The sequence below is a fragment of the uncultured Lacinutrix sp. genome (genome assembly GCF_947500325.1).
Taxonomy (GTDB): domain Bacteria; phylum Bacteroidota; class Bacteroidia; order Flavobacteriales; family Flavobacteriaceae; genus Lacinutrix.
The window spans coordinates 35,056-53,793 of record NZ_CANMRQ010000024.1; the positions used below are offsets into that span (position 1 = coordinate 35,056).

Annotated in this window: 7 protein-coding genes; all 7 read left to right on the plus strand. The window is 32.2% G+C overall.

What is annotated here, in order from left to right:
- Window positions 1-41: 41 nt before the first annotated feature.
- Window positions 42-5,624, plus strand: a complete 5,583-nt coding sequence (locus Q0997_RS18055) for an MG2 domain-containing protein (RefSeq protein WP_299891508.1) — start codon at window positions 42-44, stop codon at window positions 5,622-5,624.
- 332 nt (window positions 5,625-5,956) lie between these two features.
- Window positions 5,957-6,817, plus strand: coding sequence for an SH3 domain-containing protein (locus Q0997_RS18060; RefSeq protein WP_299891511.1), 861 nt, complete (start codon window positions 5,957-5,959; stop codon window positions 6,815-6,817).
- A 108-nt stretch (window positions 6,818-6,925) separates the two neighbouring features.
- Window positions 6,926-8,659 carry a helix-turn-helix domain-containing protein gene (locus Q0997_RS18065; protein ID WP_299891514.1) on the plus strand — a complete coding sequence of 578 codons (1,734 nt, stop codon included), beginning with the start codon at window positions 6,926-6,928 and terminating at the stop codon, window positions 8,657-8,659.
- Between the two features lies 1 nt (window position 8,660).
- Window positions 8,661-10,379: a helix-turn-helix domain-containing protein gene (locus Q0997_RS18070; RefSeq protein ID WP_299891517.1), complete on the plus strand. Its 1,719-nt coding sequence runs from the start codon at window positions 8,661-8,663 to the stop codon at window positions 10,377-10,379.
- 10 nt (window positions 10,380-10,389) lie between these two features.
- A complete protein-coding gene (locus Q0997_RS18075) occupies window positions 10,390-10,734 on the plus strand; it encodes an antibiotic biosynthesis monooxygenase (RefSeq protein WP_299891519.1) in 345 nt (114 codons plus the stop codon).
- A 138-nt stretch (window positions 10,735-10,872) separates the two neighbouring features.
- A complete protein-coding gene (pbpC, locus tag Q0997_RS18080; RefSeq protein WP_299891522.1) occupies window positions 10,873-13,224 on the plus strand; it encodes a penicillin-binding protein 1C in 2,352 nt (783 codons plus the stop codon).
- Window positions 13,225-13,443: 219 nt separating this feature from the next.
- Window positions 13,444-18,738, plus strand: a 5,295-nt coding sequence (locus Q0997_RS18085; protein ID WP_299891525.1) for a choice-of-anchor L domain-containing protein, incomplete at its 3' end; no start/stop codon positions are given.

The window sequence follows — 18,738 nt, forward strand, 5'->3', positions numbered from 1 at the left end:
TTTTCTTTTACTATAATTCACGTTTTAAACCAATAAATCCTATGCAATTAAAATCAATTTTTGCCTTGATACTCTGTATCTTTTTGGCTCAGTCTTGTAAGAAAAAAGAAACTGAAACAGACAACCTGTTTAAGTTTAGAGACTATATTAGTTATACTACCTCTGGTCGTGTATCTACTGCAAGCAGCATTCAAATAAGTTTAGCAAAAGAGGTTGAAGGCTGGGAAATTGATAATGAAATCTCAGATAATATTGTATCTATATCTCCTAATGTTTCAGGGACTTTAAAAGTCGCTAATAAACATGCTTTAGTTTTTACCCCAAACGAGCCATTAGATTCGGATACTGAATATTCTGTTACAGTAAAATTGAATAAAATATATCCAGATTTGCCTTCAGAATTTTCAAATTACACATTTCAGTTTAAAACTATTACTCCTAATTTTAATATAGTTACTAACGACTTACAATCTTATAGTAAAGAATGGCAATATGTATTAGGTACTGTTAAATCTGCAGATAACATTTCTTTAGACAAAGCGAAACAATTAGTGGCAGCCTCTCAAGCTGGTAAAAAACTTAATATTATATGGAATGAAAACACACAACCTTCAAAAATATTCGAATTTAAAATCGATAGTATTAATAGAAAGGTTGAAGATTCAGAAATTTTAGTAAAATGGAATGGTAAAGCAATTAATGCTGAAAATGCAGGTGAAAATACTGTATCAATTCCGGGTAAAAACAACTTTACCATAACTAGAATAGATGTGGTTCAATATCCAGAGCAATATCTTTTAATTAATTTTTCAGACCCAATAAAAAAGCAACAAAATTTTGACGGATTAGTAACCATTCAGAATACTAAAAACCCAAAATATATTGTAGATGGTAATATTTTAAAAGCCTATCCGGATACTAAAATAGATGGTAACGTTCAGGTAGATGTTTTTCAAGGCATTAAAAACACAGATGGTTATAAACTAAAAAAACCATTTTCTGAAACTATTTCTTTTGAAGCTCTCAAACCTCAAGTACGTTTAGTTAATAGTGGTACTATTCTACCAAATTCTCAAGAGCTTAAATTTAATTTTGAAGCTGTTAATTTAAAAGCTGTAAATGTAAAAGTGATTAAAATTTACGAAGACAATGTCCTTCAGTTTTTACAAGATAATGAGCTAAGCGGTGGCAATGAAAATAGTATTCGTCAAGTTGGGCGTCGTATTGCAAAACAAACAATCACATTAGTTGCCGATGGTATAGAAAATACAGGAAAATGGAAAACCTATAGTGTAGACTTATCTAAATTCTTCACTGCAGATCCAGGTGCTATTTATAGAGTAGAATTAAGCTTTAAAAAGAGTTATTCTTTATACGATTGTACTGTAAATAGAAGTATTACAAACTCCGAAGATAATGACGAGTACTATGAAGATGAGTATTACGAAGAAGATTACTATTACGATGATTATAATGACAGTACTACTGAAAATGAAGATTTACGTGAAGAAGAATACTGGGACAATGTAACCTATAGATACAGAGATTACAACTATAATTGGAGGGAACGCAAAAACCCTTGTCATGATGCGTATTACAATCAAAACAAGGAAGTGTCTCAAAATTTATTAGCTTCTAACATAGGTGTTATAGCAAAAAAAGGAGCGAATAATTCTTATTATTTTGCAGTAACAAATATTATAAACACCAATGTAGAATCTGCTGCAAAAATCACATTGTACAACTATCAGCAACAGGAAATTACTAGTCAAAATACAGATAGCGAAGGTTTAGCAACTATAAAAACCAATAGAAGAGCTGCATTTGCTATCGTTAGCAAAGGCAATAATAAAACCTATATAAAATTAAAAGATGGTAATGCTTTATCTCTTAGTAAGTTTGATGTCTCAGGAAATAAATTACAACGCGGTTTAAAAGGTTATATATATGGAGAACGTGGTGTTTGGAGACCAGGAGACTCATTACATCTTAGTTTTATTTTAGACGATAATGGTAATAAACTACCTGAAGGACATCCAGTAAAAATGGAAGTTACAGATCCTAATGGGAAATTAGCTTACAAAAAAATTACTAGTGATCATGTTAATGGATTTTACACCTTTACTGTACCTACATCTACAGAAAATAAAACAGGTAATTGGAATGCTAAAGTAAGTGTTGGTGGCGCTACCTTTTATAAAGGCCTAAAAGTAGAAACTGTAAAACCTAACCGATTAAAAATTAAGGTAGATTTTAAAAATGAAATTCTTTCTGGAGCTGCGCCATTAAATGGTACGCTAAATGTTAATTGGCTACACGGCGCCCCAGCTAAAAGTGTAAAAACAGAGATTAAAGCGAAATTTAGAAATGCGTCTCAGCCATTTAAAAACTATAAACAATATGTATTTAGAGATCCTTCTCGCTCTTTTTCTGGAGATGAAATCACGGTTTTTGAAGGCAATGTAAATGAGGATGGTTTTACAGAAATAAATAATAAATTAAGTGTTGGCCAAAATGCACCAGGCATGCTTAACGTACAATTTTTAGTACGTGCTTTCGAAAATGGCGGCGATTTTTCAATGGACGCATTTACTAAACCATACGCACCATACAAGTCTTTTGTTGGCTTACGTTCACCTAAAGGAAGAGCATACGGTTCGTTTTATACAGATGAAAATCAAAGTTTTGATTTGGTTGTTGTAGACGATCAAGGGAAACCTATACAACGTAATGGTTTAGAAGTAAAGGTATATAAAGTTGAATGGCGCTGGTGGTGGAATTCTTCTTATGATGATTTATCAAAATACACCTCAAGCTCATATCATAAACCGTTTATAAATACTAAGGTCAATACAAACTCTAAAGGTAAAGCGAGTTTCAATATTAAAGTACCTGAAGCAGAAGGCGGACGTTATTTAATTCGTGTTTACGATCCTAAAAGTGGGCATGCCACTGGTCGTACAGCCTATTTCTATAAAAACTGGTGGAAAAAGCAACCTAGCGGAGATAAAGAAGCTGCTAAAATGTTAGTATTCTCAGCAGATAAAGAAAATTATAATGTTGGAGAAACAGCTAAAATCACATTCCCATCGGGAACAGAAGGTCGCGCACTTATTTCTATAGAAAATGGCACAGAAGTTATAGAGCATAAATGGTTAAAAACGAAAGCTGGAGAAACTATTGTAGATATTCCTATCACAAAAGCCATGGCGCCTAATGTGTTTGTTAATATATCTCTATTACAACCACATGCTACAACAGCTAACGATTTACCATTACGTTTATACGGTGTGATTCCGTTATTGGTTGAAGACCCAAACACTAAATTAGAACCAGAAATAAGAATGCCAAGTGTATTGCGTCCTGAACAGGAATTTACAGTTATTGTTTCAGAAAAAAATAAAAAAGCAATGACCTACACTATTGCCATGGTAGAAGAAGGTTTATTAGACTTAACACGTTTTAAAACTCCAAATGCTTGGTCTGCTTTTTATGCTCGTGAAGCTTTAGGTGTTAAAACTTGGGACATTTTTGATGATGTTGTTGGTGCCTATAGCGGCAGTATAGATCAAATTTTTGCTATTGGTGGAGATGGAAGCGCTGCTGGAGGGAAAAACAAAAAAGCCAATAGGTTTAAACCTGTAGTAAAAGTTTTAGGACCTTTTAAAATGGATGCTGGCGGAAGACAATCGCACACTATTAAAATGCCAAATTATATTGGTGCAGTAAGAACAATGGTTGTAGCCGGAAATACAAAAACCGAAGCGTATGGTAGTACAGATAAATCTGTAGAAGTAAAAAAACCATTGATGGTTTTAGCTACGCTACCAAGAAAATTAAGCCCTGGTGAAAAAGTAACCTTACCTGTTACAGTTTTCGCCATGGAACCTAAGGTAAAAAATGTAAAACTACAATTAAAACTTAGTAATGGCATTTCTGTAGTTGGAGACCAATCTAAAAGCTTATCATTCGCAAAGCCAGATGAACAAATGGCTTATTTTGAACTAGATGTTAGTAAAGCTAATGGTATTAATACTGTAGAAGTTATTGCTACTGGACATGGTGAAAAATCAACATACAAAGTGGAGTTAGATGTCGTGAATCCAAATCCTATAACATCCAAAAGTATTGATAATACTTTGGAGAAATCTTCAACAGCAACTATTAACTTCGACACGTTTGGTGTTTATGGTTCTAATACTGCAACTGTTGAGTTGTCAACAATGCCACCAATGGATTTTTCAAGACGATTACAATATTTAGTACAATATCCACATGGTTGTGTAGAGCAAACAACATCTAGTGTTTTTCCTCAATTATACTTAAACGATATTTTCGATTTACCATTTAAAAAGAAACAGGAAATACAATCTAATATTGAAAACGGAATTAAACGCTTAGGAAACTTCCAAAGACCAAATGGCGGAATGTCTTATTGGATGGGAGAAAACACAGCTAATGATTGGGGCACAAGTTATGCCGGGCATTTTTTAATCGCTGCCGAAAAACAAGGGTTTGTTTTACCACTAACTTTTAAAAGCAATTGGATTAAATACCAAAAAGAAGCAGCAAGAAACTGGAGACCAAGTTATAAGAACTATAATAGTGATTTAGCACAAGCCTATAGATTATATACACTTGCATTAGCTGGAAGCCCAGATTTAGGAGCTATGAACAGGCTAAAAGAATTTAGTGAAATATCTAACGAAGCTAAATGGCGTTTAGCTGCAGCTTATGCTTTAGCAGGACAAAAAGAAGCTAGTAATGCTATTTCTAAAACAGCGAATATTAATTTTAAACCTCAAAAGTATAATTATTATACCTATGGTTCTATAGATAGAAATCGTGCCATGGCTTTAGAAACTATGGTGTTAACAAAAGATAGTAGAATGCATGAGTTGGCAAAAACGCTAGCTAAAGACTTGTCTAGCAATCGCTGGATGAGTACACAAACTACAGCTTATAGTTTATTATCTATGGCAAAAATGGTTGAAGCTAATGGTGGTAAATCGCTTAAGTTAAATTATACTATTAATGGTAAAACAGAAACGATAGATACCAAAAGTGCTATAGCACAAAGAACACTTAATATTAAAGATGGCAGCAACCAATTACAACTTAAAAACAACCAAGACAATGTGGTTTACATTCGGGTACTAAGCTCTGGAAAATTACCATTAGGTAATGAGTTAACAGAACAAAGAGGCTTAAGTACAAGTGTTGTTTACAAAGACTTAAAAGGAAACACTATAGACATTAGCAGCTTACAACAAGGGCAAGATTTTGTAGCCACAGTTACTGTCTCTAACCTTAAAAACGAACAGGTAAATGATGTGGCATTAACTCAAATCTTCCCTTCTGGGTGGGAAATTGTAAATACCCGTTTTACAGCCTATGGCAGTAATACAACTAGTCAAGCACGATTTACAGATATTCGTGATGATCGCGTTAACTTTTATTTCGATTTACCTAGAAAAGGAAAATATAGTACCAAAACATTTAATGTCATGTTAAATGCATCGTATTTAGGCACTTATTATTTACCAGGAGTACAAGCAGAAGCCATGTACGACAATGAGTTTTTAGTAAGAACCAAAGGACAATGGGTAACTGTAGAAAAATAACCGAATCCCTGTGAAAACAGGGATCTCACACAAGAATAATGAAAATTATTCTGCCTTTTGACAAAATGTTGTCAATTCGAGTGAATTTTATGGTTTTTTATCAAAAATCACTCGAACTGACGAAAAACAACATTGATAACATCAAAATGTAGAATGAGTTAATTAAAACAAAAACCAACCAAAAATGTTTAATGCCAGTTATTAATTTAAACTGCTGTAAAAAAAGAGGCCGTTTTATTACAGAAGCTTAATAACAATAAAAGGTAAAACCGTATTTATTAATTCGTACCATATATTATTTAAATATATAGTATCATAAAAACATAGAAATTATGAAAACGACAAAACATTTTATTACAGCAATTTTATTATTATTAGTAGCTTTTAGTTACGGACAAGATTACGCATATGTCACTGCAGATAGTGGTTTAACCATTAGAGAACAACCAGATGTTAATGCTTCAAAAATTGGTAAACTTTTGTATAACGAAGGTGTAGAAGTTTTAGAAAATACTAACATTAAACTAGTGGTTATAGACGAAGGTAAAAAAGTATCAGGAGAATGGACTAAGGTGAAACTAAATGAATACAACAACAACATTGGTTATGTATTTAACGGGTATTTATCGTCTAAAAAAGAAGCAAAAATTATTAATATAAAGTTTCCAGAGGTAGATATTCTTATTAAAAATCTAGCAATTTACGATGACGATAATTTATTAAGCTTTGTAGAAAAAGACACATTAGCTTTAGGTGTACATAAAGAATACACACCAGGCGTAAAAAGAATTACTTTAAAAAATAACAAATACAAAAGTGTGAAAATTTTACAGCGTTTTGAAAACAGCGTGTCTATTATAGATGAACATAAGCGTTGTGATTTAACCGAATGGCAACACTACTATTCGGACTGGAAACCAATTAAAAAAATAAACAGTTCAAGGTTTGAAACGCTAAGGTATACAGAAGACGAATGGCAACAATTTATTCCTGTAGCAATAGAAGAATTAAAAACTGCTGCTTTAGAGCATTGCAATAAAGATTTAGCAACAACTATTAATGGTATAAAAGACATAAATGAGCATCCTGCAAAAGTGGTAACAAGCCGTGTGTTTTTAAAATTTATTTTAACAGATTTTGAAGACAATAGTACCGAAAAAACAATGGTGTTCACCATACCTATTAGTAAATAAAATTATAAAATAATAAGCCGTTATCTTCATTTCTGTAATAATAAATGAAGGTAACGGTTATAAAAAAAACTATATTTAGACTCTCTTCTTTTTATTTAAATCTACTTAATGACCTTTAAACCCCAATTTCGCAATAGCTTACTTAATTTTTGTAGCATTTTAATAGTGGTTCTCTTTAATTTAAAAGGATATTCGCAAGCACAAAAAACGTATGCTATACCAGATTCTTTAAAAGATAAGACTTACAAAGAACTATATAAGCAAAATAATATATCAGCAGAAAAAGGAGATTCTATAAGACGACTTTTTTATGCTAAAATGTATTTACATAAAGCAAAAAATGAAAATGATACTATAAGAATAGCTCATGGATTCTCTCAACATGTGCAATTAAGTAATCATAAAACAAGTATAATATATGCGGATAGTATTATTACACTTACTAATAGTTTAAATAATTATTATTACCCAGGTTACGGTTATATGGTTAAAGGAATAAGCTATTATAATTTATCTTACTATAATAAAGCTTTAGAAAATTATTTAATTGCCCAAGACTACGCAATAAATAATAATAATGGAGAGCATCTTTCTTATATAACTGAAGGCATAGGAGACATCAAGTTATTTTGGGGAAACTATAATGAAGCTTTATTACATTTTAAATCCCAATTAAATTATTTAATCAAAAATGATAACACATATACAAATCGACAAAATTACAATACTCTAATACATAAATTAGCAAATTGTCATATTCAACTCAAACAATTAGATTCTGCTTTATTTTATACTAAAAAAGGATATGAAAATAGTACACTAAATAAAAATGATTTATGGAAATATTCGTTTGCTAAGCAGGCAGGATATATCGCTTATTATAATAATAATTTTAAAAATGCTTTAGACAGCATTAATAAAGGAAAAGTATCTGATGAAAGAGCTAATGAATTTATTAATACAGCTTATTACAAAGGCAAAATTTATAATAAACTAAAAGACAGCACTAAAGCTCTTTATTACTTTAAAAAAGCAGATTCTATATATAGTGCACATCCAGAAGAAATAATTCCAGAAGTAAGAGACGTACAAGAATATTTTGTAAAGTATTATGCCAAACAAAAAGAGGTTGATAGTCAATTAGTTTACGTAGAGCGTTTATTACATGTGGATAGTATTGTAGATTCATATAAAAAAGAGCTCAACGAAACCATTATTAAAGAATACGATAGACCAAAGTTATTAGCAGAAAAGCAAAACATTATTAATAGCCTAGAACGTAAAAAAACAAGATTGAGACTATACATTATTAGTTTAATTACTGGCTTGTTTGTACTCTTAGGTTTTACTATACGATTTTATTACAAAAAAAACCTTTACAAAAAACGTTTTAGAAATTTTATTAGTACTAATAGTGAAATTGAGAAAAAAGAAGATCTAATAATTACACCTAAAAACCCATTACAAGGGGTTTCTCAAGATGTTATTGAAGCTATATTAAAACAATTAGAAGTATTTGAAAACGAAAACAACTATCTAGATAATAGTATTACACTTGGTAATCTAGCCAAAGCATTAAATACTAATTCTAGCTACTTATCCAAGATTATAAACCATTACAAACAAAAAAACTTTAACGCCTATCTTACAGACTTAAGAATAGATTATTGCATCGCGACATTAAAAACCAATAAAACCATAAGAAGTTATACCATAAAAGCCATTGCAGAACAAGTTGGTTTTAAAAATAGCGAATCGTTCTCTAAAGCATTTTATAAAAAAACAGGCATTTACCCATCGTTTTTTATTAAGCAAATTGATAAACAAGATAAAAGCGAATAACATGAAACTAACTACAACATTTTTTCTGTTTTCTATTGTGTTTTTGTTGACCACAAAGTGCTTTTCTCAATCGCAAAAAAAGTATTTTATTCCAGATTCTTTAAAGAGTAAGACTTATAAAGAGCTTTATAAACAGTATAATATCTATGGAGAAAAAGGAGATTCTATAAAACAGTTTTTTTTTACTAAAATATATTTACATAAAGCTAAAAATGAAAATGACACTATACGGATAGCTAATGGTTATTCCCAATTCATTGGAACTACTGATAATGAATTATTACAAATAGCTTATGCTGACAGCATTATTTCACATACTAAATATTTTAAAAACAATCATATTTATCCAGGTTATGGATATATGGTTAAAGGGATAACTTATTATATCTTATTTGACTATAAAAAATCTATAGAGAACTACCTAATAAGTAAAGATTATGCAATAAAAAATAACAATACACAACACTTGTTTTATATAAATGATGGTATTGGAGAAATTAAAATGTTTTGGGGAAACTATAACGATGCTATACTACACTTTAAATCTCAATTAAATTACCTAATTAAAAATGATAATGTTTATTTCAATCGATATAACTATTTACTGACATTATCAAAATTGTCAGATTGCCATATTCAACTGAAGCAACTAGATTCTGCTTTATTCTATAATAGAAAAGGATTCAAAGAGAGTATTAAAAGAAAAGATAATTATTGGCCTTCAAAATTCACAAAACAAAGTGGCTATATCTTATATTTTAAAAATAATTTTATAGCGGCATTAGATAGTATTAAAAAAGGTGAAAAATCTGACGTAATGGCTATCCATAAATTAAATACAAATTATTATAAGGGTGAAATTTATAATAAACTAAACCATAATGCCAACGCTCTTTATTTCTTTAAAAAAGCAGATTCTATTTATAATGCACATCCAGAACAAATACTTCCTGAAGCAAGAGCTATACAAGAGTATTTTGTTAAATATTATGCTAAACAAAAGGATGTTAATAATCAATTAAAATATGTAAATCGCTTATTACATGTAGATAGCATTCTAGATGCTAATAGAAAAGAACTCAACGAAACCATTATTAAAGAATACGATAGACCAAGATTATTAGCAGAAAAGCAGAGCATCATTAATGACCTAGAACGTAAAACAACAAAATCGAGATTATATCTTATTAGTTTAATTGCTGGCTTATTATCGCTCTTAGCTTTTACTATACGATTTTATTACAAGAAAAACCTTTACAAAAAACGTTTTAGTAATCTTATTAGTACTAATAGTGAAATTGAGGAAAAAGAAGACCTAATAATTACACCTAAAAACCCATTAAAAGGGGTTTCTCAAGATGTTATTGAAGCTATATTAAAACAATTAGAAGTATTTGAAAACAAAAACAGCTATCTAGACAATACTATTACACTTAGCAACTTAGCTAAAACATTAAATACAAATTCTAGCTACTTATCTAAGGTTATAAACCATTATATGCAAAAAAACTTTAACGCCTATCTTACAGACTTAAGAATAGACTATTGCATCGCGACATTAAAAACTAATAAAACGATAAGAAGTTATACCATAAAAGCCATTGCAGAACAGGTTGGTTTTAAAAATAGCGAATCGTTCTCTAAAGCATTTTATAAAAAAACAGGCATTTACCCATCGTTTTTTATTAAGCAAATTGATAAACAGGATAAAAGCGCATAAATTATTAATCATGAAAGAAAACTTTATACCATACTACGCTGTTATCTTCACTTCTATAAGAACAGAAGGAGACAACGGCTATAACCAAATGGCAGAATTAATGGAAACCTTGGCAAAACAACAAGACGGTTTTTTAGGTATTGATTCTGCAAGGAGTGATATTGGCATTACTGTGAGTTATTGGAAAACGCTTGAAGACATTAAAAATTGGAAACAACAAACAGATCATGTATTGGCACAACAAAAAGGAATAAAAGACTGGTACAAATGGTACAATGTAAAAATATGTAAAGTAGAACGTGAATACGAATTCCTGCGAACGCAGGAATCTCCTAATAAAAAGAAACGAAACTAACCAAAAATGGATTCCGCATCAAGTACAGAATGACAAGATTAATTTAAAAACATAACATCACTTCGAGTAATTTGTGAAGCATGAACAAATTGTATCGAGAAGCAATTAAAAAAAGATTCCTGCATACGTAGGATGTGTATGAAAAAAATAATAGACTACATAAAACAACGTAAAATAAAATCTGTAATAATAGCAGTGCTTTTAGTTGCCTATTATTTTTGTTTACCAAGACAATTATTTAAAGATCCTACCGCAACTGTAATTACAAGTGCTACCAACGATTTATTAGGTGCGCAAATTGCAAAAGATGGCCAATGGCGATTTCCAAAAAACGATAGTGTACCAGAAAAATTTAAAACTTGTATCATCAATTTTGAAGACGAATATTTTTACAAGCATCCAGGTTTTAATCCTATTTCCATTTTTAAAGCACTTAAACAAAATATAAATTCTGGCGAAGTAAAACGTGGCGGAAGTACTATTACGCAACAAGTAATTCGCTTATCTAGAAAAGGCCAATCCCGAACCTATTTAGAAAAAATAAAAGAGATTATTCTTGCTACAAGATTAGAGTTTAGGGCAAGTAAAGACGATATTTTATCGTACTATTCTAGTTATGCGCCATTTGGAGGTAACGTTGTTGGAATAGATGCTGCTTCATGGCGTTATTTTAATAGAAATGCGCATGATTTATCTTGGGCAGAAAGTGCAACATTAGCAGTATTACCAAATGCGCCTAGTTTAATATATCCTGGTAAAAACCAAAAAAGACTACTTGATAAGCGTAATCGATTACTTAAAAAACTACTTGAAAATAACATAATAGACTCACTAACATATAGTTTATCTATTGCCGAAAGTTTACCGCAAAAGCCGTATCCGTTACCTCAAATAGCGCCACACTTATTACAAAATATAGCTAAAACAAACTATGGCGAACGTGTTAAAACAACCATCGATAACAAATTACAAAACCAAGCAAATACTATAGTTTACAACCATTACAATTTGCTAAAACAAAATGAAATTTATAATATTTCTGTTTTAGTTTTAGATGTTAAAACTAGAGAAGTTTTAACCTATATTGGTAATTCGCCTACAGATAAAAAACATCAAAAAGATGTAGACATTATTAATAAACCAAGAAGTACAGGAAGTATTTTAAAACCATTTCTTTATGCTGCAATGTTAGATACTGGTGATTTATTACCTGATGCTTTAGTACCAGATGTCCCTAGCCAGTTTGGAAACTACTCACCAGAAAATTACAACAAAGAGTTTGATGGTGCTGTTCCTGCAAGCAGAGCTTTATCTCGCTCTTTAAATGTACCAGCAGTTAGAATGCTTCAGCAATTTGGGCTAGATCGTTTTCATCACTATTTAAAAGACTTAAAATTAAAAGATGTTAAATACAATGCTAACCATTATGGTCTTTCTTTAATTCTTGGTGGCGCAGAAAGTAATTTATGGGATTTATGTAAAAGCTATGCCAACTTATCTTCAACATTAAATCATTTTAATGAAACCTCAAGTGAGTACTATACCAATGAATTTTCCGAACCTACTTTTTTGGCAGATAAAACTATTGACTTTGGTAAGAAATCTTCAGAAAAAACACTCTTTGATGCCGCTTCAATTTACCTAACCTACGAAAGCCTAAAAGACGTTAACCGACCAGAAGGTGATGACAATTGGGAATTTTATGATGATTCTAAACAAATAGCATGGAAAACCGGTACTAGTTATGGTTTTCGAGATGCCTGGGCCATTGGCACAACAAAAGATTACGTTGTGGGTGTTTGGGTTGGTAATGCAGATGGTGAAGGACGACCGGGATTAGTTGGTGTACAAACTGCTGCTCCAATATTGTTTGATGTTTTCGATTTATTACCAAATAGCGATTGGTTTTCTATACCATTTGATGAAATGCAAGAAATAAACATTTGTGCAAAAAGTGGTTATAGAGCTAATGAGAACTGTAAAGAGGTGCAGCAAAAACGTATTCAAATTAGTGGTTTAAAAACAAAGACTTGTCCATACCATAAACGTATTCATTTAGATCAATCAGGACAATATCAAGTTAATAGTTCTTGTGAAGATTTAACTCAAGTATCTCATACCTCTTGGTTTGTCTTACCTCCTTTAATGGCATATTATTATAAAAGCAAGAATCCATTCTATAAACCACTACCGCAATATAGAGAAGATTGTATTGGAAACAGTCCTACTAATATGCAGTTTATTTACCCTAAAGATGAAGCTGTTATCTTTCTTCCAAAAGATTTTGATGGACAAACAAACGAACTAATATTAAAGGTAGCACATTCTAAACCTGAAACTCAATTATATTGGTATATTGATAAAACTTTTATAGGTACAACCACAAATATTCATGACATAGCTATAATTCCTTCAGAAGGAAAACACCTAATAACTGTTATAGATAAATATGGTAATGAAATTAGGAAAAATATTACAATTAGTAATTGATTTTTAAAAAATCTAATTATCAAATTCCTAGTATATTAGTAGGGTTTTTAACGATTTAACAACAAAACTAACAGTTGTTCGTATTTAACATAAAATTATACTCTTTTTATCGAATATAATCGCACTTACATCTATTATAATACACATATTATATATCGGATAACATTTTTTTTTAGTTTAGGGAATTACTTTTAATAACTTTCTAATTATAACCACAAAATGAAAAAGATTATATTATTGTTATTTTTATGTTTAGGTATAAGCTTTGGCTTAAGTGCTCAAACGTATTTAACAGAGAATTTTGACGCAAGTATCCCAGCGACATGGACAATAGATGATGCCGGAGGAGCAACAGGAGATTCATGGATTTCCGGACAACAAGGCGGAGCAAACAATTTAGATGGCTCTAACGTAGCCATAGTAGATAGTGATGCTAACGGAAATGGCGTTCTTCTATTAGAAACATTAACATCTCCTGCTTTTGATACTACGGGAGCAACTTCAATCTTCTTAGACTTTGATCAATTTTATAATAATGGCGGTGGTGATTCTGCTGTGGTAGAAGTATGGGATGGAGCTGCATGGAATGCTGTTTTAACACAAACAGCAGATGTAGGAGGTTTTGGTGCGCCAGACCAACAACATATTAACATAACTGCATATTCTAATGCAGCTATGCAAGTACGTTTTGTATATAATGATGCAGATATATGGGCATGGTATTGGTTAATAGACAATGTACAAGTATACAATGCTACTTGTGCAAACCCAGATAATTTAACTTTTGTAAGTGCTACAGATACTACAGTTAACCTGTCATGGACGGCTGGTGGAACAGAAACAGATTGGGAAGTAGCTATACAACCGCAAGGTACTGGTGCTCCAACTGGAGCAGGAACCGCTACCTCTACTAATCCATATACTGGTATGGGATTAACACCTGCTACAGATTACGAAGCATATGTAAGAGCAGATTGCGGAGGTGATTTTAGTATTTGGATTGGACCTATAAACTTTACTACAGAATGTGTAACATTCACAGCACCATATACTGAAGATTTTGAAAATGCAGGAGCTATTCCAGTATGCTGGTCTATGTCTGGTGGTGAAGACTGGTTATTTAATAATGCTGGACCTAACCATGTTGGAAATAATGGAACTTTAACTGGATCTACTACTTCAGGAAATTTTTATGCTGTGGTAGATGCATCGGGTACAGATGCACCAGCTGTTCTTACGTCTCCATTAGTAGATATTTCTGGATTAACAACTCCTTCACTTACATTTTATGAAATTAGTGATAATGAAGGCAATGCAAATTCTACTTTAGATGTAGAGGTTTGGGATGGAGCTGCGTGGAATAATGTTGGAACATACGATACTAACACTAGTGGGTGGGAACTTAAAACTATTGATTTAAGTGCACTTACTATAACTGGAGATGTTCAGGCCCGTTTTACTTTTTCTGAAATTATTACACCAGGTGATTTTTATGATGATATTGCTATAGATGATGTTACTTTTGATGAATTACCATCTTGTTCAAATCCATCTGCCTTAACTTTTGTTAGTGCAACAGCAACAACTGCAGATTTATCGTGGACTGCTGGAGGCTCTGAAACAGCTTGGGAAATAGTTGTACAACCAGCAGGAACTGGTGCGCCAACAGGAGCAGGAACAGCGATAACAAATAATCCATATACAGCAACAGGCTTAACTCCTGTAACAGATTATGAAGCCTATGTAAGAGCAAATTGCGGTACAGAGTTTAGTATTTGGTTAGGCCCTGTTAATTTTACCACAGAATGTGCTCCATATACACCAGATTACATTGAAAACTTTACTACAATTCCAGCTGCATGTTGGGATGAAGCAGATAGTGGAGATGCTACAACTGGCCCTGGTGATATAGGTGCTGGTTCTTGGAATCAAGATGGTTTTTTAAATAATGGTTTTGACGGTGCTTATAGTATAAACCTATGGTTAGCAGCTAAAAGCGATTGGCTATTATCTCCTCAATTTGATTTAACGGGAGGTCCTTTTCAAGCTGAATTTGATTTAGGTGTTATGCAATTTGGTAGTTCTACTAATCCTGGCACATTAGGATCTGATGATATAGTACAGTTTTTAATTTCTACAGATAATGGTGCAACATGGACTATATTAGAAACTTGGGATAGTACTTCTGTTTTCCCAGCTACAGGAATTCATCCTGTATATGATTTAACAGCTTATGCAGGTCAAATTGTACAATTTGGTATTTTAGGATCTGAAGGTACTGTTGATGATGCAGCAGATAATGAAGCCTTTATTGATAATTTTAGAGTAAGAGGAATTCCTACTTGTGCTGAGCCAACAGATTTAGCATCTACTAATATAACTTTAACATCTACAGAAGTAAGTTGGACAGAGAATGGTACATCTACAGTTTGGAATATTGAATATGGCCCAACTGGATTTGCTCAAGGTACAGGTACAACTGTTGCCGGAGTAACAAATCCATATATAATAACAGGATTAACAGATAATACTAGTTATGATTTTTACGTTCAAGCAGAATGTGATCCAACAAATTTAAGTTCATTTTTTGGACCACACACTTTCCTAACTGGATATTGTGAATCTGTACCTACTAGTAATGATGGTGACGGCGTTACAAACGTTACGATAAACACTATAGCCTTTCCTAGTTTAGGAGATGTAACTTACGAAGATCAAACGTCTCCTGTTATAAATGTATTTCAAGGTGTTCAAGCCAATGTATTAATAGATTTTGCTACTGGCTTTACATATGACACAAATATATGGATAGATTTTAATGACGATTTAGTATTCGATGCTACGGAACTTGTTTTCCAAGGGGAATCTACAAATGCTAACCCAACAACATTAGATGCTTCTTTTGTTGTACCAATAACAGCTCCATTAGGACAACATAGAATGCGTATTGGAACTGCAGATAGCGGTCAAGCAACTCCAAACCCATGTTATGGAGGTGCATTTGGTGTAACATTAGATTTTACAGTAGATATTCAACAATTAACTTGTGATTTACCTGCTGCAAACTACACATTAGTTAATGATTGTGATAATAGTCAAATATTTATAGATGTAGAAGTTACAGATTTAGGAACTGCTACTTCTCTTGAAATTTCTAATTCATTTAATGGTGATACTATTCAAGTAACCGCATTAGGGACTACACAAATAGGACCTTTCCCAATTGGTCAAAATGTAACAGCAATAGTTACTAATGAACAAAATACGAATTGTGTAATTAGTAGTCCTGTATTTAACTTACCTGCATGTCCTCCAGTAAATGATGAGTGTTCAGCAGCAACACAACTTACAGCATCTGCAGATGAAACATGTAATAATACTAGTGCGACATTATTTGGAGCTACTGGTTCTACACAAACTAATGATTGTGCTGGAACGGCAAATGATGATGTTTGGTTTGAGTTTACTGCAGTTTCAGAAACACATATGGTAATCTTATCTAATGTTACAGGCGTTGTAGTTCAAGGTTTATATGAAGGGACAGACTGTAATAGTTTAACCAACTTATCTTGTGAAGCTGGAGATAATAATACGGTTTCAGGCTTAACAATTGGCAACACTTATTATGTTAGAGTATTTACAAATGGAAGTGATGATTTTCAAAATGTTACTTTTGATATCTGCATTATTACTGTACCACCTCCAATTACTACAAGTATTACACAATACACTGTAACAGAACTAGTAGAAGACGTTCTTGTAAATTCACCATGTTCTTCAATTTCAAATGTTACATCATCTACTGGTATTGATTTTGGCTCAGATAATGGTATTGGTTATTTTGAAGCTAATGGTTCTAATTTCCCTTTCGAAAGCGGAATTGTAATGACAACTGGTAATGCTAATAATGCCTCTGGCCCTGAAAGTGGCACCTTAAGTGATGGTGGTTTTAACTGGCCTGGAGATGCAGATTTAGAAGCTGAAATAGGATTAGCAAATACAAATAATGCTTCTATTATAGAATTTGATTTTGTTCCTTTTCAACAAGATATGTCTTTTGAGTTTATTTTCGCTGCTGAAGAATATGGTACATTCCAATGTGGCTTCTCTGATGCTTTTGCATTCTTACTAACAGATACAGTAACAAATATAACTACTAATATTGCTCTTGTTCCAGGAACTAATATTCCAGTTTCTGTATTCTCAATTAGAGACATGGCAAACTTACCTGGTGGTCCTTGCGGCTCTTCATTTCCTGAATTTTTTGATTTCTATTCTGATGTTGATGATTTCCCTATTGGAATTGGTGAAAACCCTTTATTAAGTCCTATTGATTTTAGAGGTCGCACTGTGCCATTAACAGCAATGGCAACAGTAGTTCCAAATAGAACATACCATATTAAATTAGTGGTTGCAGATGATCAAGATACTGCTTTTGATTCAGCTGTATTCTTAAAAGCTGGAAGTTTTGAAATTGGTGAAGCAGATTTAGGAGAAGATATTTTATTATCTGGCGGAAACGCAAATTGTGAAGGAGACGAAGTTATTTTAGATATAGGAGTACCGGTTGGTCCTAATGCAACTATAACATGGTACACCCTAAATAATGGTATTCAAGAACCTATTCTAGATGAAAATGGAATTCCTGAAAGCGGAACCACTTTAGCTGTAACACAAACAAATAATTATATAGTTGAAATTGTTCTTAATGCTAATGCTTCTTGTTTCGTTATTGATGATGTTCTAGTGGAGTTTTTCCCTAATCCTGTTATACCAAATACGCTTCCAGATGTACTTGGATGTGATGTAGATAATACAGGTGTCGCTTTCTTTGACTTAACTGAAAATGATGCACTTATAATAGGAACTCAGACAGACTTAGTTATATCTTACTATTTAACGCAACAAGACGCTATGGATGGTATGAATCCTATAGCTAATCCAACGGCATACCAAACAGCTCCAATAACTATATATTATAGCGCTGAAAATGGAACTACAGGTTGCGCCAAAGTTGGTACCTTTAACTTATCACTAGCTCCTAAACCGATTTTAGTACAAGCCGATGATATTTTAGGTTGTGATGATGACGAAGATGGAATTGCCAATTATGATTTAACATTAAATGAAAGTACTATTGTTAATAATCAAACTGGTTTTATCTTTTCTTATTATAATAATTTAACAGATGCTGAAACAAGTATGAATGCTATAGCGAATCCATCAGATTTTGATGGTGGCGTTCAAACAGTATTTGTTAGAGTTGAAGATGCAGTAAATGGTTGTTTTGAAACAACAACATTCGAATTAACATTCGGCATTGCACCAATGACATCTTTCGATCCAAATATTATCTACGAAGTCTGTCCAAATGCTACAGTTCCAATTATAGTAACAGCAACAGCAGATAACTATATGGAATCTAATGTTACTATTACATGGTATAATGAAGGTGTTTTAGTGCCAGGACAAACAGATTTAAGTATCGATAATGTATTAACAGCAGGTACTTAT